The sequence below is a fragment of the Mycobacterium sp. B14F4 genome (assembly GCF_039871645.1).
GTDB lineage: Bacteria > Actinomycetota > Actinomycetes > Mycobacteriales > Mycobacteriaceae > Mycobacterium.
Genome location: NZ_JBDPMF010000005.1, coordinates 137,114 through 157,226, shown reverse-complemented (window position 1 = coordinate 157,226; position 20,113 = coordinate 137,114). Strand labels below are relative to the sequence as shown.

Below are 20,113 nucleotides of genomic sequence, written 5' to 3'. Positions count from 1 at the left end.
TCACGCACAACTCACCCGCGCGGGCGGACGATGACCTCGTGGACGTGGGCGTCCGGCGGTGAGTGCACCGCGTCGGCGATCACCTTGGCCACGCTCTCGGGGCTCAGGAATCGCGACGGGTCGTACTCGCCGCCCTCGTAGGCGACCAGACCCTCCTGCATCTCGGTGGCGATCCGGCCCGGATGCACCGACGTGACCCGCAGCGACGGTTCGTCGGCCCGCAGCGAATCGGCGAACGACCGCAGCGCGGACTTGCTCGCCGAGTACGACGCCAGCCCCGGTGAGGCGTTGATCCCCGCACCGGAGTTGACGAACAGCACGTGACCGCCCGCGGTGCGAAGCGCCGGCAGCAGCGCGAGCGTAAGCGCAACGGCGCCAATGACATTGATGGCCATGGTGGCGCGCCACTCGTCGACGGTCGATTCGGCGACGCGCGCCGGATACGCGGTGCCCGCGTTGTGGATCAACACGTCCAGCTCCACGATCGGCTCGACGACGGCTTCCATCGCGTCCACGTCGGCGAGGTCGATCGGCCACGTGGTGGCCCCGAATCGCTCGGCGACCGCATCCAACTCCGCCGATGGCCTGCCGGCCAGGAACAGCGTGTGCGTCGGCGCCAGCGCCGTCGCGAGCGCCGATCCGAGCCCCCTCGACGCGCCCGTGATCATCGCCGTCGGCATGTCGGTCACCCTACCGACCTGCACGCCGACCACTCCCGTCGCATTATTGAACGGATGGCCCACGATCCGACGTTCGCCCCGACGCAGCTCGCAGCCCGCGCCGCGTACCTGCTGCGGGGTAACGACCTGGGCACCATGACCACCGCGGCGCCGCTGCTCTACCCGCATATGTGGAGCTGGGACGCCGCCTTCGTGGCCATCGGCCTGGCCCCGCTGAGCGTCGAGCGTGCCGTCGTCGAACTCGACACGCTGCTGTCGGCGCAGTGGACCAACGGCATGATCCCGCACATCGTCTTCGCCAACGGCGTCGACGGCTACTTCCCGGGCCCCGCGCGCTGGGCCACCTCGGCCCTCGCCGTCCACGCGCCGCGCAGCCGGCACACCTCCGGCATCACCCAACCGCCGGTGCACGCGATCGCGGTGCAGCGCATCCTCGACCAGGCGTGCACCCGCGGGCGGTCCACCCGCGCGGTCGCCGAGGCCTTCCTCGACCGCCGCTGGGATGAGCTGGTGAGCTGGCACCGCTGGCTCGTCGAGGCCCGCGACCCCAACGAACACGGCCGTGTGACCCTGTACCACGGCTGGGAATCGGGCATGGACAACTCACCGCGCTGGGACAGCGCCTACGCCAACGTGATCCCCGGCAACGTGCCGGAGTACCAGCGCGAGGACAACACCATCGTCACCGACGCCAGCCAGCGCCCCTCTGACCCCGAGTACGACCGCTACCTGTGGCTGCTCGAGGAGATGAAGTCGGCGCGCTACGACGACGACCTGCTGCCCAAGGTGATGAGCTTCGCGGTCGAGGACGTCTTCGTCTCGGCGATCCTCGCGGTCGCCTGCGACGTCCTGGCCGAGATCGGCGAGGACTACGGCCGCCCGAACGCCGACGTGCGCGACCTCTACGCATGGGGCAAGCGGTTCCGCCGCGGCGTCATCGAGGCCGCCGACCAACGGACTGGTGCGGCAAGGGATTACGACGTACGCGCGGGCAGGTGGGTGGCCACCGAGACGGTCGCGCAGTTCGCGCCGTTGCTGTGCGGCGGGCTTCCGCACGAGAGGGAGCGGGCGCTGGTGAAGCTGCTCGAGGGTCCGCGGTTCTGCGGGCATCCGGACCTGAAGTACGCCTGCGTCCCCTCGACGTCGCCGGTCTCGCGGGACTTCCGGCCGCGCGAATACTGGCGCGGGCCGGTGTGGCCGGTGATGACCTGGCTGTTCTCCTGGTGCTTCGCCCGGCGGGGCTGGGCCGAACGATCCCGGCAGCTGCGACAGGAGGGCCTGCGCCAGGCCAGCGACGGCGCGTTCGCCGAGTACTACGAACCCTTCACCGGCGAGCCGCTGGGCAGTATGCAGCAGTCGTGGACCGCCGCAGCGGTGCTGGACTGGCTGGGCTAGTTACTCGGCGATCCGCTCGAGCGGGCCGATCGCCTTGGTCAGGGTCTCGAGGTCTTCGGGCCCGAGCTTGGTCAGGAGAGTGGCCAGGTGAGCGCGCCTGGCGGCCAGCGCCTCCTGGTGCTGGGCCAGCCCCTCGGGGGTGATCTCGACAAGCACGGCGCGCAGGTCCGACGGGTCGCGCGACCGCTTGACCAGCCCAAGCTTCTCGAGCCGGCGGATCGCGACGGTGGTGGTGGGGGTTCGAACGCGCTCGTGGGCGGCCAGATCGGTCATCCGGATCGGCCCCTGCTCCAGCAGCGTCAGCAGGATCGACAGCTGCGCCAGCGTGAGGTCGCCGGTGTCCGCGCGATGAGTGTCACTTCGGCGCAGCACGGAGAACACCCGGGAGAGCACCCGTTGGAGCTCCCCCGCCAACTCAGCGACGTGCGGTTCCGCGTCCGCCATAATTCAGTCAGTCTAACCTGTCTGCTCCTGCCAGGTTGGAATGACGGTCACGTAAATCTCAAAGAACTTGCGAAAGGAACCGCTGCAGCCGGTCCGTCTCGGCCGCGTCGAAGATCCGCTCGGGAGGCCCCGACTCGACCACCGCGCCGTGATCCATGAACACCACGGCATCCGCCGCCGACCGGGCGAAGCCCATCTCATGGGTGACCACCACCATCGTCATGCCGTCCGCACCGAGGTCGGCGATCAGCGCGAGGATGCCCTTGACGAGTTCCGGGTCGAGCGCCGAGGTGGCTTCGTCGAAGAACATCACCTGCGGCGCCATCGCCAAAGCCCGCGCGATCGCGACCCGCTGCTGCTGGCCGCCGGACAACGTCGTGGGCCGCACGTCTGCCTTATTGCGCAACCCGACCCGGTCGAGCTGGGCCAGCCCGAGCTCGCGGGCCGCGTCGGCGTCGAGTCGCTTGAGCTTTCGCGGGGCGAGCGTCACGTTATCCAGCACGCTGCGGTGCGGGAACAGGTTGAAGCTCTGGAACACCATCCCGATGCGCTGGCGCAGCTTGTCGGGATTGTCGGCGAGCACCGAGCGGCCGTCCAGCAGGATGTCGCCGCGGTCGGGCTCGTGGAGGCGATTGAGCGTCCGCAACAGAGTGGACTTGCCGGAACCCGAGGGGCCGATCACGGCGGTCGTGGTGCCCGCGGGCACGTCGAGGTCCACCCCGCGCAGCACCGGATTCGGCCCGAAGGACAAGTGAATATCGCTGGCGCTCAACGACACCGGCTCGAAATCCGCCATCAGATCATCTCCTGCGACGTGGACAGCTGAAGCGGGTCTTCCTGCGTCGGACGACGTCCGCGCCGCAACCGGTTGTCGATGTAGTTGACCAGGTGGGTGAGCGGCACGGTCAGCATCAGATAGAACAGCCCCGCGGCGACCAACGGCGACAGGTTCCCGGTCTGCGCGTTGAGGTCGCGGCCGACCTGGAACAGCTCACGCTGGTCGGCCACCAGTCCGAGGAAGTAGACCAGAGACGACGCCTTCAGCAGCGAGATGAACTGGTTCATCAGTGCAGGCAGCACGCGCCGCACGCCCTGCGGCACGATGACCAGCCGCATCGACGTCGTGTACGAAAAGCCCAGCGCCCGAGACGCTTCCATCTGCCCGGACTCGACGCTCTGAATACCCGATCGGAAGATCTCACCGACGTAGGCCGCGGCCATCAGGCCGAGCGCGGCGATGCCCAGCGGGTAGGGGTTGTTGCCGGTGAGCCCACCCACCACCGGGCCGACGCCAAGGCCGATCAACAGGATGATCACCACCTCCGGCAGCCCGCGGAAGATGTCGGTGTACACCCGCGCCGGCCAGCGCAGCCATCGCCGCTGCGAGATGCCGGCGACCGCCAGCACCATGCCGAGCAGCAGCCCGATGACGGCCGCGCTGACGGTCAGGATCAACGTGTTGGGCAGCCCGGTCTTCAGCAGGTCGGGAATCGCCTGCTTGTACAGCTCCCAGTCCAGGAACGACTCCTTCAGTTGCGCCAGAGTCGATTTCGGTGGCGCCGGTGGTGCGGGGACACCCTGGTTCTCCGCGGCGATCGCGTTGAAGTCGGGTAGCTGCGGCGGCGGTGCGGTCTTGGACCCGGGCTTCCAGCCGGGCGGCAGCGCGCGCGGCACCCAGTCGGAGTACAGCCGTGCCCAGGTGCCGTCGGCGATCACAGCGTCCAGCCCGGAGTTCAACGCGTCGATCAGCGGCCGGTTGTCGGTGGCGACCGCCCAGGCGACGAAATTGTCCAGACTGAAGGTGTTTTCGATGATCTCGGCGGGATCGCCGGGCTGCACGGTGCCCGACGCCTGCTGCGACGGCGCCACCCACGCATCGATCTGCCGGGTCTTCAGGCTCGCGTACACGGTGTTGTAGTCGGGGAACTTGACCGGCTGCAAGCCCAGCGTGTCGATGACATAGGACTCCTGCACCGTGCCCTGCACGACGCCGATGCGCTGGCCGGCGGCGAGCTCGTCGAAACCGGTGATCGGCGAGCCGGCCGGCACCACCAGCGAGAAGTAGCCGAAGTCGTAGCCGTTGGTGAACCCGACGGTGCGCCGCCGCGCCTCGGTGGTGGTGATCGACGACGAGCCCACGTCGAACCGGCGCGAGGCGACCTGAGCAAGCAGCCCGGAGAACTCGGTGCCGACGAAGTTGATCTGCAGTCCGAGCTTGTCGGCGATCGCGCGCAGCAGCTCGTTGTCGAAACCGGTGAACGTGCCCGCGGAGTCGATGCAGATGCTCGGCGGGGCATCGGACAGGGTGCCGACGGTCAGGGTGCCGGGCGTGCTGAGCCCCAGCGCATCGACGTCGATCGCCGACAGGGGTGCGACGCCGGCGGTCGTGTACCTGTCTTCGTCGGGGCCCGTGGCCGCAGCGGCCAGATTGGTGGGCAGCGCGCTGGCGCTCTCGATCCCCGGCGGCGCGCACTGGTCGACGTCGGCGTGCGCCGGACCTGCCGTCGACATCGCGGCCAGCAGCAGCAGGGTCAGGGTTACAACGACCGCCTTGGTGAGCCGGGTCATCCCTGCAACGTATCGACCGGCGGCGCAACTACACCGCGTTGTGCTCAATCAGAACGCAACGGACGGAGCGCCGGCTGCGCGGAACACCCCACGGCGCACCAGTTCGGCCAGCATGATGCGGCCCATCGCATCGGCGCGTGCGACGCACGCCGCGCGCGCCGCGTCGGCGTCGCCACGCTCGATCGCCGCGGTCTCCGCCTCGTAGATCGGCAGCATCTCGTCGCTGTTGCGCAGGTATGCCACCCAGAACGGGCGGGGGATGAACGATTGCGAGGCGCGGATCATCGCGGCCAACCGGGGGCCGGCGTATTCGTCGTTGATCACGCCGCGGTACTGCCACGCCGCCTCCTGGAACGCCCGGGAGTCCTTGGCGTTGCGCATCACGCCCAGAAGCGTGGTCAGCCGGTCGATGACGCCGCGATCCGCTGCGGTCGCGGCCCGCGCCGCCGCCGTCCCGGTCAGCACCCCGTAGAGCTCGTGGTGTTCGCGCACGACGGCCTCGTCGAACCGTTCGACGAACGCGCCGCGGTGATAGCGGGTGGACAGGATGCCGTCGTGCTCGAGTTGCACCACGGCTTCTTGGATCGGCACCCGGGACAGCCCGAGTTCGTGCGCGATCTCGTTGCGGTCCACCCGGTCCCCGGACCGAAGTTTGCCGGTCAGGACCAGGTTGACAACATGCGCGACCACGAGGTCTTTTTCCTTGACCCCATACTTCTTGGGCATGGCGGCGACAGTGTCTCACGCCGCACGCACCAGCCGTAGGTGTTACGCAGCTTCAGCCGTCTTCGGTTTGACGGCGGTCGCGCCAGCGGCACAACGCCTCCGCTTCCGACAGGTCGTAGGCCGGTCCGTTGACGCCGACGGTCAGCATCGTGACGCCCAGGCCCGCCAGCGCGTCGGCCTCGGCGAGCAGTGCGTCATGCGTCTTGCCGGACACCCCGGCGGACCGCTCGATGGCGCCGGGGTCGCGGCCCACGTCGGCGCAGTGCGAGGCGAGGACCTCGGCCTTGCGCGGGTATTCGCTGCTGTCGGCGAAGCTGTGCCAGATGTCGCCGAACTCGGCGACCAGGCGCAGCGTCTTGCGCTCGCCGCCGCCACCGATGAGGACCGGAATGTCGCGGATCGGTTGCGGGTTCAGCTTGGCAAGCCGCGACGTGATGCGCGGCATCGCAGCGGCGAGGTCGTCCAGCCTGCTGCCCGCCGTGCCGAACTCGTAGCCGTACTCGTCGTAGTCCTTCTGCTTCCAGCCCGATCCGATGCCGAGGATGAGCCGGCCGTCGCTGATGTGGTCGACCGTGCGGGCCATGTCGGCGAGCAGTTCGGGATTGCGATACGAATTGCACGTCACCAGCGCGCCGATCTCGATGCGCGACGTCTGTTCGGCCCAGGCGCCCAGCATCGTCCAGCATTCGTAGTGCGCGCCGTCGGGGTCGCCGTAGAGCGGGAAGAAGTGGTCCCAGTTGAAGGCGACGTCGACGCCGATGTCCTCACAACGGCGTACCGCGTCGCGGATGTGACTGTATTGCGGGGAATGCTGCGGCTGCAGTTGCACGCCGATGCGGATCGGTTGGCTCACTGCTGCGTCATTCCCCGTTCGGTCAGGCGCCAATCCGCCCGTCGGACTTCCACACCGCCACCACCGACGGCCGCGCGGTGCCGTTGCCGCCTTCGGGCCAGCGCGACAGCGGATTATCGATGCTGTTGTCGTCGTTCTCGCCCGGATGCTGTACGCACACGGTGACCAGATCGTCGGTGATGACGGGCCCGCACGTTTCGGCGCCGACCGGAACCGTCAGGAACTGCTTGGTCTCACCGCGGTTCGGGCCCTCCAACGCGACCGCGAACAAGCCGTCGTTGGAGTCCAGCGCATTGCCGTCGGTCGAGATCCACAGGTTGCCGTGGCTGTCGAAGGCCAGGTTGTCCGGGCACGAGATCGGGCTGACCTTCGTCTTGTCGAACCCCGCGAAGTAGGTGTCGGCGGCCGCGGGGTCGCCGCACACCAGCAGCAGGTCCCAGGTGAAGTCGGTGCCTGCGTGGTCGTCAGTGATCTCGAGGACCTGGCCGCTCTTGTTGTCGTTGCGGGGGTTGGCCGCGTCGGGCGGGGCCTCGCCGGCCGCGCCGCGTTTGGAGTTGTTGGTCAGCGCGACGTAGACCTTGCCGGTCGTCGGGTCGGCCTCGAAGTCCTCGGGCCGGTCCATCTTGGTCGCGCCGGCCTTGTCGGCGGCCATCCGGGTGAAGACGGCGACCTCCTGCGGCGAGATGCCGTCGACCAGAGACTCGGCTTGCCCGTTCGGCCCGGAGCGCAGCAGCGGCAGCCAGGTTCCGGTGCCGGTGAACGAGCCCTTCGACGGCAGCGTGCCCGAGCCGTCGATCTCGTTGGCCGGGATGTCGCTGGAGAGCTTGGCGACGTACAGCGTGCCCTCGTCGAGCAGCGTCATGTTGTGCGCCATCGCAGCCGGATCCGATCCGTTCTGGCCGCCAGGGCGCATCTTCTTGCTCGACACGAATTTGTACATGTAGTCGAAGCGCTCGTCGTCGCCGGTGTAGGCGACCACGGTGCCGTCGTCGGTGATGTAGATGTTGGCGCCCTCGTGCTTGAGCCGGCCCATCGCGGAGTGCTTGACGGGCGTCGAGTCAGGGTCCCACGGGTTGAGTTCGACGACGTAGCCGAAGCGGTTGGGTTCGTTGGGCGTTGCCACCAGATCGAAGCGCGGATCGAAGGTCTCCCACTTGAGCGCGGAGGGCTCGAGGGAGACGCCGTATCGGTCGAGGCGGTCGGCGTCGACGGGACTGGGCGCGGGCGCGCCGTCCGCGCCGCCGAAGTAATCCTGAAAGTTCTCCTCGCCGGAAAGCACTGTGCCCCAAGCAGTCACGCCGCCCGCACAGTTGGCGAAGGTGCCCGCGACGGTGCGCCCCTTCGGGTCGGCAAGCGTCTTGACGAGGTCGGTGCCTGCGGCGGGCCCGGTCAGCGTCATCGGGGTGTCGGCGGTGATGCGGCGGTTGTAGCGGCCGATCACCGGCTTGAGCCCTTGGGGCGTGCGCTCGACCTCGACCACACCCATGCCGACGGCGGCGATCTCGACGTCGAACTGCTCGCGGGTCGGATTGTCCTTGTCGTAGCCGGGGAACATGAAGATCGGGTCGACGTACTCGAAGTTGGTGACCAGCAGGAAGCGGTTCTGCTGGCCGGGGATCGGCAGCAGGCCGGCGAAGTCGTTGTTGAAGCCGAACTGGCCGCGCTGTGCGGCGCCGGTCTGATTGTTGACGTCGAATTTCGGTGCGCCTTCGAGGATTGGGTCGCCCCAGCTGATGACGACCGCCTGCCGGTAGCCGTCGGGGACGACGACCGCATCCTCACGGTTGGGCGCCACCGAGGCGAACCGCATACCGGGCGGCGTCCCGCCGGGAGCCGCCGACGACGAGGGGGTCGCGGCGGGCTGCTCGTCGCCGCCACAGGCCGCGAGTACCGATCCGGCGCCGACGGCGAGCACCGCGACCCCACCGGTCTTCAGGATCGCGCAAACGTGCCACCACGTTACAGTCGTGGCACGCGCCCCTACTCGGCGAGCACTCCGCGCAGGATCTCGATCAGCTTGAGCGGCTGGTCACTCTGCACCGAGTGCCCAGAGTCCTCGACGATGTGTACATCCTTGAATCCCGGTGCCGTCGTGGCGAATTCGGCCGCGTCATCATCGTTGACGAAGAACGAGTTGGCGCCGCGCACCAGGGTCGTCGGCACCGAGAGCCGGGGCACGTCGTCCCACAGGCCCTGAAAACCGGAGAAGCCCTCGCCCTTACGGAAGGTGTCGTACCGCCATGTCCAGCTGCCGTCGTCGAGCCGCTTGGCGTTGTGGAAGACGCCGCGCCGCAACGACTCCCGATCACGGTGCGGCGCCGCCGCGACCGTCACCTCGAGCATGGCGTCGAACGACGGGAACGTCCGGTTCCCGTCCACCAGCGCGACGGTGCCCTTCTGCGCCTCGGTCATCTCGGTGTGCCGCTCCGGCGCCGACGGCGTCACGTCGACCAGCACCAGCCGCCGTACCAATTCCGGGGCAGACACGGCGAGCCGCAACGCCGTCAGCCCGCCCAGTGACATCCCGACCACCAGGGCGGCGTCGGGAGCCAGCGCGCGCACCACGGGTTCGACGGTCACCGCGTTGAGCTTCGGACCGTAGTCGCCGTCCTCGCGCCACGCCGAGCGGCCGTGGCCGGGCAGGTCGATGGCCAGCGCCGGTTCACCCAGCCCGACGATCACGGTGTCCCACGTGTGGGCGTTCTGGCCGCCGCCGTGCAGGAACACGATGCGCGGCGAACCCGCCCCGAACTTCAGGGCACTGATCGGGCCCGACTCGATGCGCTCGACCGCCGGCACCGATTCGAGACCGGCCTGCCGGGCGTTCTCCTCGAGGAAGATGAACTCCGACAGCGCGGCCAGTTCGTCGTCAGGCGAGATTTCCGTCACGAGAGGACCCTACAAAACGGTCCGGAGACGAAGTCAGCCCTCGATGAAGTCCTCGAGCTGCGCGCGTGCGATGTCGTCGGGCAGCTGCTGCGGTGGGCTCTTCATCAGGTACGCCGACGCCGCGACCACCGGGCCGCCGATGCCGCGGTCCTTGGCGATCTTGGCCGCGCGCACCGCGTCGATGATCACGCCCGCCGAGTTCGGCGAGTCCCACACCTCGAGCTTGTACTCCAGGTTCAGCGGCACGTCACCGAACGCGCGGCCCTCGAGCCGCACGTAGGCCCACTTGCGGTCGTCGAGCCAGCCGACGTGGTCGGACGGGCCGATGTGCACGTCCTTGGTCTTGAACTCACGCTGCAGGTTGCTCGTCACTGCCTGGGTCTTGGAGATCTTCTTCGACTCGAGGCGCTCGCGCTCGAGCATGTTGAGGAAGTCCATGTTGCCGCCGACGTTGAGCTGCATGGTGCGGTCGAGTTGCACGCCGCGGTCCTCGAACAGCTTGGCCATCACGCGGTGGGTGATCGTCGCGCCGACCTGGCTCTTGATGTCGTCGCCGACGATCGGCACGCCCGCGTCTTCGAACTTCTTCGCCCACACCGGGTCGGACGCGATGAACACCGGCAGCGCGTTGACGAAGGCCACGCCGGCGTCGATCGCGCACTGGGCGTAGAACTTGTCGGCTTCCTCGCTGCCCACCGGCAGGTAGGAGACCAGCACGTCGACCTCGGCGTCCTTGAGCGCCGCGACGACGTCCACCGGGTCGGAGTCGGAGACCTCGATGGTGTCGGCGTAGTACTTGCCGATGCCGTCGAGCGTCGGGCCGCGCTGCACCGTGACGTTGGTCGGCGGCACGTCGGCGATCTTGATCGTGTTGTTCTCCGACGCGTAGATCGCCTCGGACAGGTCGAAGCCGACCTTCTTGGCGTCGACGTCGAACGCGGCGACGAACTTCACGTCGCGGACGTGGTACGGGCCGAGCCGCACATGCATCAGCCCCGGAACGGTGGCTGTCTCGTCGGCGTCCTGGTAGTACTGCACGCCTTGAACAAGGGAGGATGCGCAGTTGCCCACACCGACAATCGCGACCCTTACCTCCGCATTAGCTGCCATGACGGCTCTTCCCTTCGTAATCCCTGTCGTACTTGAATTCGGTAATGCCTACGGCTGCACTGGATTGTCTGAGCGCCCTTGGCTCAGCCGCTCCGCCGCTATCAGCTCGTTGAGCCACTTGACTTCGCGCTCGCTGGACTCCAACCCGAGCTGATGTAGCTGGCGGGTGTACCGGTCGATTGAGCTGCTCGCCCGCGCCACTGCTTCGCGCAGGCCCTCACGGCGTTCCTCTACCTGGCGACGGCGCCCCTCCAAGATCCGCATCCGGGCCTCGGCCGGGGTGCGGTTGAAGAAGGCGAGGTGGACGCCGAATCCGTCGTCGGAGAAGTTCTGGGGGCCGGTGTCGGCCACCAGCTCGGTGAAGCGCTGCTTGCCCTTCTCGGTGAGCTGGTAGACGCGCCGTGCGCGGCGCATCTTCGGGGTGCCGTCCGGCGCCGCGTCCTCGACGATGAGGCCGTCGGTCTGCATGCGCCGCAGCGCCGGGTAGAGCGAGCCGTAGGAAAACGCCCGGAAGGCGCCGAGCAGCCCGGTCAACCGCTTGCGGAGTTCGTAGCCGTGCATCGGCGATTCGTGGAGAAGTCCCAGGATGGCCAATTCCAACACCGAGGCCACCCCCTTTGCTCATCCGTTACGGCGATTCGACACCTCGCACCATAGTATCGCGCCGATATATTCGGCGCGAACAAAGGGTTACCCGCCCGCGAACGTCACGCGGTCAGGAGGGGTAGTTGATCTGCTTGACGGTGCCGTCGCCGGCCAGCTCGATGTAGCCGCTGCCGTAGTCACTGGACACGTACACGTCGATCGACAGTGCGCCGGGCGTCGTCGGATCGCGGCTCGAGTCGATGCTGAGGTAGGTGCTGCTCACGTCCTCGGGTTTGATGCCCAGAGTTTCGGGTGCACCGCGCAGCACGCCGACGACGGCCTTGGCGTCGAACTTGACCAGGTCCACCTCGGTGGCGTCGCTGGTCTTGGAGCTCGTGCTCGGATCGTCCCAGCCGCCGCGGTAGGTGTAGTTCAGTTCGCGGCGCTCCTCGGTGGGATCCGGCCGGGTCAGCGACGCGTATTCCGGATATACCACCAGCCGGTAGCCCATGGTGTCGCCGAAGCGCTGCTTCATCTGCTCGATGAGCCCGGTCAAGCCACCGAGTGAGTGCAACTGCTTGGGCGGGGTCAGCACCACCGGGGCGATGCCGTCGGACTTGGCGCCCGGGTCGGAGGTGAAGTTCAGCGGCGAGGGGGTGTTTCCGTACAGGCCCCAGCCGATCGCGATGCCGAGCACCACGAGCACACCGGCCACCGCGAGCCGCAATCCCAGGCCGCCGCTTCCGGTCGGCAGCTTCGGCCGCGCCGACTTGAGATGCGGCAATTGCACCGGCGCATTGCGGGTCTGCAGATCCGACACCAGCGCCTGCAGCTCACCCAGCGTGGTGGCGGTGGTGGCCGCCTTGACCCGCTCCCCGTGTTCGGTCATCGACAGCTGGCCCTCGCCGAGCGCGCTGTCGAGGATCTGGCACGTGTCGTTCCGGTCGCTGTCCTTCGCCCGTGTTCCCGCCGTTTGCCGCCCGGACCTGCTCGCTGCCACGACGATGATCGTAAGAGTTCCCCCGCCGATCGGTGATTCGGACGACCCGTCAGCGGATGAGCCCCTGCGATGTCAGCACCGCGACGAGTGCGCCGTCGAGCCCCCGCAGCGAGCCGTACGCCGTCACACCACCGCTGCCGACCGATCCGCCGGCTTCGAGCAGCCGCCACGCGGTCGACGGCCGCAGGTGCGCTCCGGGCTGCCACACCAGGTTCAGGTCGAGGCTCAGCAGCCAAGCGTCGACGAACCCGGAGACCTTGCCGGGGGCGTCGAATAGATGCGCGTCGGCGTGCAGCACGTCGGCGATCTGCGGATGCTCGAGCGGGTCGCCAGCCGGATCCCCGCTGTCCCGGCCGTCGATGCGGACCCACAGCGCTACCTGCGGCCGGCGGTCCTGGAATTCGGTCAGGCCCCTCGGGTAGTCGACGCCCCGGCGATGGGCGAACCGCAGCGACGGATACGTCTCGCCGATCCAGTCCAGCGACGTGCCCGACTCCGGGTCGGGCAGTGGCGTGCCGTAGCGGCCGAACGGCACCGGCGCGTCCACCGACGGCGGACCCAGCCAGCCGTCGGCCAGCCAGCTGCTCGCGATCAGGATGGTCCGGCCGTGCTGGCCGATGACCGCCTCGACCGCCGCGGCCGTCCGACCACCGCGGATGGTGCGGGCCTCGATCTCGAGCGGGCCCGGGACACCGCCCTCGACGAAGGTCACCGACAGCGAGGCGGCGGCCGCGCGCCCGCTGTGCGCGAACACCGCCGCGAGTGCGAGTGCCGAGGTGTATCCGCCGAACGCCCGCCCGTCGAAGCACCAGTGTTCGGGGAGCTCGCGCGTGAACCGGCTCGTCCGCTCATCGACCGGACCGCCGTCGAGGGCGAAGTCGTGCCCGTCCAACATCGATTCTCCTGCTCCGGGGGGTGGCCCAACGTCGGTGATCAAACACCTTAGAGACGGGCTCAGCGGAGCCGTCGCGCCTCGGCGGTCGGATCGCCGACGTACTCTGGTCTCCGTGCGATTGCAGCGACAGGTGGTGGACTACGCGCTTCGGCGACGGTCCCTGCTGGCGGAGGTCTATTCGGGGCGCACCGGCGTCTCCGAGGTGTGCGACGCCAACCCCTACCTGCTGCGCGCTGCGAAGTTCCACGGAAAGCCCAGTTCGGTGATGTGCCCGATCTGCCGCAAGGAACAGCTCACCCTGGTGTCGTGGGTGTTCGGCGATCATCTCGGTGCGGTATCCGGATCGGCCCGCACCGCCGAGGAGTTGGTCCTGCTGGCGACCCGATACGACGAGTTCTCGGTACATGTGGTGGAGGTATGCCGCACCTGCAGCTGGAATCATCTGGTCAAGTCATACGTGCTCGGCGCGGTCCCACCACCCAAGGGAACGCGCAGACCGAAGAGCACCCAGCCCGCGCGCAATCGTGCGCGCACGGCCAGTGAATAGCGAAGGGCGCCACGACCGGTCAGCCAACGAGGTCCGTTCAGGACTCGGGGCGGACGGCGTGAGCGCGCCACCACCCAGGCCCGGCGGCGGCCGGCGCCACCGCGCGCCCACCGACGGCGCACCGCGCCCGCCCCGGCCGGTGCCGCCGCCCGACGACCGGCACACCGCGGTGCTGCCGCCGGTCCGCGAGGCCCGCCCGGCGCATCTGCGCGACCCGGTGGACGTCGTCAAGGCCGCACTGGACGGCACGCCACCGCCCAGGCCGCCGGCTCCGCCGCCCGCGCCCCCGCGCCGGCCGCCCAGCGGTGGACCACCGAGCGGCCCGAAAGGCCCACAGGGCCCGCGGCGCAGCGTAGGCAAGGGGATCAACTGGAAGTGGGTGCGCCGGGGCACGTTGATCGCCGCGGCGGTGTTCATCGTGCTGCCGATCGTCACGTTCGCGATGGCGTACCTGATCGTGGATGTGCCGCAGCCGGGTGATATCCGCACCAACCAGGTGTCGACCATCCTGGCGAGCGACGGCAGCGAGCTGGCGAAAATCGTTCCGCCCGAGGGCAATCGCATCGATGTGAACATCGACCAGATCCCGGTGCAGGCGCGCAACGCGGTGATGGCCGCTGAGGACCGCGACTTCTACTCCAACCCGGGGTTCTCGTTTAGCGGCTTCGCCCGCGCGATCATGAACAACCTCTCCGGCGAGGACCTGCAGGGCGGGTCGACGATCACCCAGCAGTACGTCAAGAACGCGCTGGTCGGCTCCGAGAGGTCCGGTCTCGGCGGCATCACCCGTAAGGCCAAGGAGCTGGTCATCTCGACGAAGATGTCCGGTGAGTGGTCCAAAGACCAAGTGCTGCAGTCGTATCTGAACATCATCTACTTCGGCCGCGGCTCCTACGGCATCGCGGCGGCGTCGAACGCGTACTTCAACAAGCCGGTCGAACAGCTCAACGTCGCCGAGAGCGCGCTGCTGGCCGCGCTCATCCAGCGCCCCTCCGGCCTGGACCCGGCGGTCAACCTCGAGGGCGCCACCGCGCGGTGGAACTGGGTGCTCGACGGCATGGTCGAAATCGGCGCGCTGTCACCGCAAGAGCGCGCCGCGCAGGTGTTCCCGGCCACGGTGCCGCCGGATCTCGCGCGGTCGCAGAACCAGACGACGGGCCCCAACGGACTCATCGAGCGGCAGGTCCAGAAGGAATTGCTCGAGCTGTTCGACATCAACGAGCAGACGCTGAACACCGAGGGCTTGCAGATCACCACGACGATCGACCCGAAGGCGCAGCGGGCCGCGGAGGAGGCGGCCACCGAGTACCTCGACGGCCAGGACCCCGATATGCGCACCGCGATCGTGTCGATCGATCCGCGCACCGGCGGCGTCAAGGCCTACTACGGCGGGACCGACGCCAACGGCTTCGATTTCGCCCAGGCCGGCCTGCCGACCGGGTCGTCGTTCAAGGTGTTCGCGTTGGTCGCCGCGCTGCAGCAGGGGATGGGGCTGGGCACCCAGGTGGACAGCTCGCCGGTGGAAGTCAACGGCATCAAGATCAACAACGTCGAGGGCGGCGGCTGCGGCACCTGCAACATCGCCGAGGCGCTGAAGCGCTCGCTCAACACCAGCTACTACCGGCTGATGCTGAAGCTGGACAACGGACCGGAGGATGTCGCCGAGGCCGCGCATCAGGCCGGCATCGCCGAGAGCTTCCCCGGGGTGGAGCACACGCTCTCCGAGGACGGTCAGGGCGGTCCGCCGAACAACGGAATCGTGTTGGGGCAGTATCAGTCCCGCGTCATCGACATGGCGTCGGCGTACGCGACGCTGGCCGCGTCGGGCGTGTACCACAAGCCGCACTTCGTCCAGAAGGTGGTCAATGCGCAGGGCGAGGTGCTCTTCGACGCGGCGCAGCAGGACAATTCGGGCGAGCAGCGTATCGAGAAGAAGGTCGCCGACAACGTGACCGCCGCGATGCAGCCCATCGCCGCCTACTCCAACGGCCATGCGCTGGCCGGTGGCCGGCCGTCGGCCGCCAAGACCGGCACCAACCAGCTCGGTGACACCGGCGCCAACCGGGACGCGTGGATGGTGGGCTTCACTCCGTCGCTGTCGACGGCGGTCTGGGTGGGCACCACGGAGGGCACTAAGCCGCTGGAGAACCAGTGGGGCTCGCCGGTGTACGGCTCGGGGCTGCCGTCGGACATCTGGAAGTCCACGATGGACGGCGCGCTCGAGGACACCGAAAACGAGTCGTTCCCCAAGCCCGAGGAAATCGGCGGGTACGCCGGCGTGCCGCAGGCGCCCGCTCCGCCGTCGACGCCGCCGACGCCGACAACCGTTGCGCCGCCGTCGGAGACGGTGATCCAGCCGACCATCGAGGTGGCACCCGGCATCACGATCCCGTGGGGTCCGCCGACGACGGTGCCCGTCGGGCCGCCCGGGCCCGCGCCTGCGCCCGCCGGCCCCGCACCGGGTCCGGTTGCGGTGCCGCCACCGCCTCCGGGCGCACCGTTGCCGCCGCCCGGCGCACCGCTACCGCCTCCGTGACCGGGCCGGGGGGCGAGGACGCGGGCGAGCCGACGACGGACCCGCCGAGCCGGCCTGTCGTGTCGCCGGGTCGGCTCGCCGACGACAGGCGCAGTCTCGACGATCGCGACCTGCCCAGCCGCACCGATGCGATCGGATCTCAGCTCGCCGATGCGATCGGCGGGCCCGTCGGCAGGCACGCGCTGATCGGCAGGCAGCGGTTCCTCACCCCGCTGCGGGTGATGCTGATCATCGCGCTGGTGTTCCTGGCGCTGGGGTACTCGACGAAGGCCGCGTGCCTGCAGACCACCGGCACGGGCACCGCCGATCAGCGGGTCGGAAACTGGGAGAACCAGCGGGCGTATTTTCAGCTGTGTTACTCCGACACGGTGCCGCTCTACACCGCGGAACTGTTGAACCAAGGCAAGTTCCCGTACAAGTCGAGTTGGGTGGAGAAGGACGCCAACGGCGAACCGCGCATCCAGTACGACGGCAACCTCGCCGTGCGTTACATGGAGTATCCGGTGCTCACCGGGATCTACCAGTACGTGTCGATGTCGTTGGCCAAGACCTATACGGCGCTGACCAAGCTGGTGTCGGCGCCGATCATCGCCGAGGTGGTGATGTTCTTCAACATCGCCGCGCTCGGGCTGGCGCTGGCGTGGCTGGCGACAGTCTGGGCGACCTCGCTGCTGGCCGGTTCGCGCCGGGTGTGGGACGCCGCGCTGGTGGCGGCGTCACCGTTGGTGATCTTCCAGATCTTCACCAACTTCGACGCGCTGGCAACGGCTTTCGCTACCGGGGCGTTGCTCGCGTGGGCCCGGCGAAAGCCGGTCCTGGCCGGGACGCTGATCGGGCTCGGGGTGGCGGCCAAGCTGTATCCGCTGCTGCTGTTGGCGCCGCTGGCGGTGCTGGCCGTGCGCACCGGGAAGCTGCGGGAGGTCGGTAAGACCGCGGCGGCCGTAGTGGTGACGTGGTTGGTGGTCAACCTGCCGATCATGGTGCTGTTCCCGCGAGGGTGGTCGGAGTTCTTCCGGCTCAACACCCGTCGCGGCGACGACATGGACTCGATCTACAACGTCGTCAAGTCGTTCACCGGATGGCAGGGCTTCGACACCGACCTCGGGTTCTGGCAGCCGCCGACCGTGCTGAACACCGTGTCGGCGCTGCTGTTCGTATCGTGTTGTGTCGCAATCGCGTACATCGCACTGACGGCGAAGCAGAGGCCGCGGGTGGCGCAGATCGCGTTCCTGGTCGTCGCGGCGTTCCTGTTGACGAACAAGGTGTGGAGCCCCCAGTTCTCGCTGTGGCTGGTGCCGCTGGCGGTGTTGGCGCTGCCGGACCGGCGGATCCTGCTGGCGTGGATGACGATCGACGCGCTGGTGTGGGTGCCGCGCATGCTGTACCTGTACGGCGAGGCGAACAAGGGGCTGCCCGAGCAGCCGTTCACGATCACGGTGTTGCTGCGCGACATCGCGGTGGTTGCGCTGTGTGCGTTGGTGATTCGCGAGATCTATCGTCCCCAGCTAGATCTGGTGCGCGCCGGCGGCACCGTCGACGATCCCGCGGGCGGGGTGTTCGACGGCGCGCCGGATGCGCCGCCGCGGTGGTTGCCCGACTGGCTGCGCCCGGACGGCGACCGGATCCGGGTCGACGCGGCGGCGGCGCAGGACGAACCGGAGTTCGCCGACTCCCGCTAGCCGCGGGTGACGTCGTTTGTGCGGTTTCATACGCGACACGCCGTCGCAGCCGTATCGAAGCGCACACTCGAAGCCGCCGAACAGCGCGATTTCGCAGATCAGCGCGCGTTCCTGTAGCCTGGGCCGGTTGCCGACGCAGGTAACCCTCCTGCCACGGAGCGACCGTGGCCGACCCAGACCGTAGGAGGTGATGAGGTTTCTATGCGTCCATACGAAATCATGGTCATTCTTGACCCCACTCTCGACGAGCGCACCGTAGCTCCGTCGTTGGAGACGTTTCTCAACGTGATCCGCAAGGACGGCGGCTCGGTCGACAAGGTCGACATCTGGGGCCGGCGCCGGCTGGCTTACGAGATCCGCAAGCACGGCGAGGGCATCTACGCCGTCGTCGATGTCAAAGCCGAGCCCGCGACCGTGAGTGAACTCGACCGCCAGCTCAACCTGAACGAGTCCGTGCTGCGGACCAAGGTGATGCGGACCGACAAGCACTAAAGGGTGTCAGGCGTCGGAGCCGCTGCGTAGGCTTCGCGCAAGCACGGACACGCAAACCCCAGGAGGAGCTCGTGGCTGGTGACACCACCATCACCGTCGTCGGAAACCTGACCGCTGACCCCGAACTGCGGTTCACGCCGTCGGGTGCGGCCGTCGCCAATTTCACCGTGGCGTCGACGCCGCGCATCTACGACCGCCAGAGCGGGGAGTGGAAGGACGGCGAGGCACTGTTCCTGCGGTGCAACATCTGGCGCGAAGCGGCCGAGAATGTCGCCGAGAGCCTCACCCGCGGCTCGCGGGTGATCGTTCAGGGCCGGCTCAAGCAGCGGTCGTTCGAAACCCGCGAGGGCGAGAAGCGCACCGTATTCGAGGTCGAGGTCGACGAGATCGGACCGTCGCTGCGCTATGCCACCGCCAAGGTGAACAAGGCGAGCCGCAGCGGCGGAGGCGGCGGCGGTTTCGGTGGTGGCGGCGGCGGACAGTCGCGCCCGGCCGAGCAGCCGAAGGACGACCCGTGGGGCAGCGCCCCGGCGTCGGGTTCCTTCTCCGGCAGCGACGACGAGCCACCCTTCTGACTCACATCAATCAGTAAGAAAGAGAAAGACACATGGCCAAGAGCACCAAGCGTCGGCCGGCCCCCGAGAAGCCGGTCAAGACTCGCAAGTGTGTGTTCTGCTCCAAGAAGGGCAAGGGGCAGATCATCGATTACAAGGACACGGCGTTGCTGCGCACCTACATCAGCGAGCGCGGCAAGATCCGCGCGCGCCGCGTGACCGGCAACTGCGTGCAGCACCAGCGCGACATCGCTATCGCGGTCAAGAACGCCCGCGAGGTGGCGCTGCTGCCGTTCAGCTCGTCGACGCGATAGGCAGGACACCGAAATGAAGCTGATTCTCACCGCCGACGTCGAACACCTCGGCGTCTCCGGCGACATCGTCGAGGTCAAGGACGGCTACGGCCGAAACTTCCTGCTGCCCAGGGGGATGGCCATCGTGGCGTCCCGCGGTGCGGAGCGCCAGGCCGAGGAGATCCGCCGGGCCCGCGAGCAGAAGGCCGTCAAGGGCCGTGAACACGCGGTCGAGCTGAAGGCCGCCATCGAGGGCCTCGGCCCCGTGCAGTTGCCGGTGAAGGCGGCCGCGGACAGCGGCAAGCTGTTCGGTTCGGTGACGACGTCTGACGTCGTCGCGGCGATCAAGAGCGCCGGCGGCCCGAACCTGGACAAGCGGACCGTGCAGCTGCCGAAGGCGCACATCAAGAGCACCGGCACGCACGCCATCGCGGTGCGTCTGCATCCCGATATCGACGCCTCGGTGTCGCTGGAAGTCGTCGCCGGGAAATAACCACAGCGTAAATACGGCCGGGTGAAGCCATGATCGATCTTCACCCGGCCGTTGCTCTGCGCGCTGGCGAACTTTGCGGAGTACTTAGACAGCAGCGAAGCTAACGAGCTGTTAACCTCCCCGGCCCCTGCCCGCAACACAACACGCCCGACTTGGCAACCCGGCCCGACACGCCGAGGTAATTCTCATCCACAACGCTCCCATGGGCTTATGGTGCTGCCATCTGCAGTGATGGGATGGACGAAGTGGTTCATGCACAGGTTCTCCCCAACGACTCAACATGGCTGTCCAGACCTATCCACACCCCATCCACAGGTCTATGAACAGGGTCGGCTTGCGTCCCGCCCAGCAACCTCTAACGTTGGCCGTCGCAG

At 68.2% G+C, this 20,113-nt stretch carries 20 protein-coding genes; 8 read left to right on the top strand and 12 right to left on the bottom strand.

The genetic code is table 11. The annotated features are described in order from the left end of the window. Window positions 1–11: 11 nt before the first annotated feature. On the bottom strand, window positions 12–680 hold the full coding sequence (locus tag ABGB19_RS15725) for an SDR family oxidoreductase (RefSeq protein WP_347687210.1): 669 nt from the start codon (window positions 678–680) through the stop codon (window positions 12–14). Window positions 681–734: 54 nt separating this feature from the next. Here ABGB19_RS15725 and ABGB19_RS15720 point away from each other — a divergent pair, with 54 nt between their 5' ends. After that, the gene (locus ABGB19_RS15720; RefSeq protein WP_347686897.1) at window positions 735–2,075 is read left to right on the top strand and encodes a glycogen debranching protein; all 1,341 of its coding nucleotides are present in this window, start codon (window positions 735–737) and stop codon (window positions 2,073–2,075) included. On the opposite strand, the gene ABGB19_RS15715 is transcribed toward ABGB19_RS15720, so the two are convergent. The 11 genes from ABGB19_RS15715 to ABGB19_RS15665 all read right to left on the bottom strand — a co-directional run bounded on the left by ABGB19_RS15715 (window position 2,076) and on the right by ABGB19_RS15665 (window position 13,145). After that, a complete protein-coding gene (locus ABGB19_RS15715; protein WP_347686896.1) occupies window positions 2,076–2,519 on the bottom strand; it encodes a MarR family transcriptional regulator in 444 nt (147 codons plus the stop codon). 58 nt (window positions 2,520–2,577) lie between these two features. Beyond that, the gene (locus tag ABGB19_RS15710) at window positions 2,578–3,315 is read right to left on the bottom strand and encodes an amino acid ABC transporter ATP-binding protein (protein ID WP_347686895.1); all 738 of its coding nucleotides are present in this window, start codon (window positions 3,313–3,315) and stop codon (window positions 2,578–2,580) included. Further along, window positions 3,315–5,087, bottom strand: coding sequence for an ABC transporter substrate-binding protein/permease (locus ABGB19_RS15705; protein ID WP_347686894.1), 1,773 nt, complete (start codon window positions 5,085–5,087; stop codon window positions 3,315–3,317). Before ABGB19_RS15705 ends, ABGB19_RS15710 begins: the two co-directional genes overlap by 1 nt. A gap of 48 nt (window positions 5,088–5,135) precedes the next feature. Continuing rightward, a complete protein-coding gene (locus ABGB19_RS15700) occupies window positions 5,136–5,813 on the bottom strand; it encodes a GntR family transcriptional regulator (protein WP_347686893.1) in 678 nt (225 codons plus the stop codon). A gap of 52 nt (window positions 5,814–5,865) precedes the next feature. Continuing rightward, window positions 5,866–6,666 carry an LLM class F420-dependent oxidoreductase gene (locus tag ABGB19_RS15695; RefSeq protein ID WP_347686892.1) on the bottom strand — a complete coding sequence of 267 codons (801 nt, stop codon included), beginning with the start codon at window positions 6,664–6,666 and terminating at the stop codon, window positions 5,866–5,868. Window positions 6,667–6,688: 22 nt separating this feature from the next. Further along, window positions 6,689–8,581 (bottom strand): PhoX family phosphatase, encoded by a 1,893-nt coding sequence (locus tag ABGB19_RS15690; RefSeq protein ID WP_347686891.1) that lies wholly within the window; start codon window positions 8,579–8,581, stop codon window positions 6,689–6,691. Between the two features lie 65 nt (window positions 8,582–8,646). After that, window positions 8,647–9,555 carry an alpha/beta hydrolase gene (locus ABGB19_RS15685; protein WP_347686890.1) on the bottom strand — a complete coding sequence of 303 codons (909 nt, stop codon included), beginning with the start codon at window positions 9,553–9,555 and terminating at the stop codon, window positions 8,647–8,649. Between the two features lie 33 nt (window positions 9,556–9,588). Continuing rightward, entirely contained in the window at window positions 9,589–10,686 is a 1,098-nt protein-coding gene (locus ABGB19_RS15680; RefSeq protein ID WP_347687209.1) for an inositol-3-phosphate synthase, read from the bottom strand. A 27-nt stretch (window positions 10,687–10,713) separates the two neighbouring features. Beyond that, entirely contained in the window at window positions 10,714–11,268 is a 555-nt protein-coding gene (locus ABGB19_RS15675; protein ID WP_347687208.1) for a PadR family transcriptional regulator, read from the bottom strand. A gap of 112 nt (window positions 11,269–11,380) precedes the next feature. Then, on the bottom strand, window positions 11,381–12,250 hold the full coding sequence (locus tag ABGB19_RS15670) for a DUF1707 domain-containing protein (RefSeq protein ID WP_347686889.1): 870 nt from the start codon (window positions 12,248–12,250) through the stop codon (window positions 11,381–11,383). Between the two features lie 49 nt (window positions 12,251–12,299). Further along, window positions 12,300–13,145 carry an acyl-CoA thioesterase domain-containing protein gene (locus tag ABGB19_RS15665; RefSeq protein WP_347686888.1) on the bottom strand — a complete coding sequence of 282 codons (846 nt, stop codon included), beginning with the start codon at window positions 13,143–13,145 and terminating at the stop codon, window positions 12,300–12,302. Window positions 13,146–13,257: 112 nt separating this feature from the next. On the opposite strand from ABGB19_RS15665, the gene ABGB19_RS15660 reads away from it, so the two are divergent. From ABGB19_RS15660 to rplI, 7 genes are all read left to right on the top strand, one after another. Continuing rightward, on the top strand, window positions 13,258–13,692 hold the full coding sequence (locus ABGB19_RS15660; protein WP_347686887.1) for a DUF5318 domain-containing protein: 435 nt from the start codon (window positions 13,258–13,260) through the stop codon (window positions 13,690–13,692). A 139-nt stretch (window positions 13,693–13,831) separates the two neighbouring features. Then, window positions 13,832–16,228, top strand: a complete 2,397-nt coding sequence (locus ABGB19_RS15655) for a transglycosylase domain-containing protein (RefSeq protein ID WP_347687207.1) — start codon at window positions 13,832–13,834, stop codon at window positions 16,226–16,228. A 59-nt stretch (window positions 16,229–16,287) separates the two neighbouring features. Continuing rightward, a complete protein-coding gene (locus ABGB19_RS15650) occupies window positions 16,288–17,907 on the top strand; it encodes a glycosyltransferase family 87 protein (RefSeq protein WP_347687206.1) in 1,620 nt (539 codons plus the stop codon). A 201-nt stretch (window positions 17,908–18,108) separates the two neighbouring features. After that, a complete protein-coding gene (rpsF, locus tag ABGB19_RS15645; protein ID WP_347686886.1) occupies window positions 18,109–18,399 on the top strand; it encodes a 30S ribosomal protein S6 in 291 nt (96 codons plus the stop codon). Between the two features lie 71 nt (window positions 18,400–18,470). Continuing rightward, window positions 18,471–18,974 (top strand): single-stranded DNA-binding protein, encoded by a 504-nt coding sequence (locus tag ABGB19_RS15640; RefSeq protein WP_347686885.1) that lies wholly within the window; start codon window positions 18,471–18,473, stop codon window positions 18,972–18,974. A 32-nt stretch (window positions 18,975–19,006) separates the two neighbouring features. Then, on the top strand, window positions 19,007–19,267 hold the full coding sequence (gene rpsR / locus ABGB19_RS15635) for a 30S ribosomal protein S18 (protein ID WP_347686884.1): 261 nt from the start codon (window positions 19,007–19,009) through the stop codon (window positions 19,265–19,267). A 13-nt stretch (window positions 19,268–19,280) separates the two neighbouring features. Continuing rightward, a complete protein-coding gene (gene rplI / locus ABGB19_RS15630) occupies window positions 19,281–19,739 on the top strand; it encodes a 50S ribosomal protein L9 (RefSeq protein WP_347686883.1) in 459 nt (152 codons plus the stop codon). The last annotated feature ends 374 nt before the right edge of the window (window positions 19,740–20,113 follow it).

What these genes read in the sequence shown, in the direction of transcription:
- ABGB19_RS15725 (WP_347687210.1), bottom strand. Translation starts at nt 680, where the DNA reads ATGCCGACGGCGATGATCACGGGCGCGTCGAGGGGGCTCGGATCGGCG.
- ABGB19_RS15715 (WP_347686896.1), bottom strand. Translation starts at nt 2,519, where the DNA reads ATGGCGGACGCGGAACCGCACGTCGCTGAGTTGGCGGGGGAGCTCCAA.
- rplI (WP_347686883.1), top strand. Translation starts at nt 19,281, where the DNA reads ATGAAGCTGATTCTCACCGCCGACGTCGAACACCTCGGCGTCTCCGGC.
- ABGB19_RS15665 (WP_347686888.1), bottom strand. Translation starts at nt 13,145, where the DNA reads ATGTTGGACGGGCACGACTTCGCCCTCGACGGCGGTCCGGTCGATGAG.
- rpsR (WP_347686884.1), top strand. Translation starts at nt 19,007, where the DNA reads ATGGCCAAGAGCACCAAGCGTCGGCCGGCCCCCGAGAAGCCGGTCAAG.
- ABGB19_RS15705 (WP_347686894.1), bottom strand. Translation starts at nt 5,087, where the DNA reads ATGACCCGGCTCACCAAGGCGGTCGTTGTAACCCTGACCCTGCTGCTG.
- ABGB19_RS15710 (WP_347686895.1), bottom strand. Translation starts at nt 3,315, where the DNA reads ATGGCGGATTTCGAGCCGGTGTCGTTGAGCGCCAGCGATATTCACTTG.
- rpsF (WP_347686886.1), top strand. Translation starts at nt 18,109, where the DNA reads ATGCGTCCATACGAAATCATGGTCATTCTTGACCCCACTCTCGACGAG.
- ABGB19_RS15700 (WP_347686893.1), bottom strand. Translation starts at nt 5,813, where the DNA reads ATGCCCAAGAAGTATGGGGTCAAGGAAAAAGACCTCGTGGTCGCGCAT.
- ABGB19_RS15720 (WP_347686897.1), top strand. Translation starts at nt 735, where the DNA reads ATGGCCCACGATCCGACGTTCGCCCCGACGCAGCTCGCAGCCCGCGCC.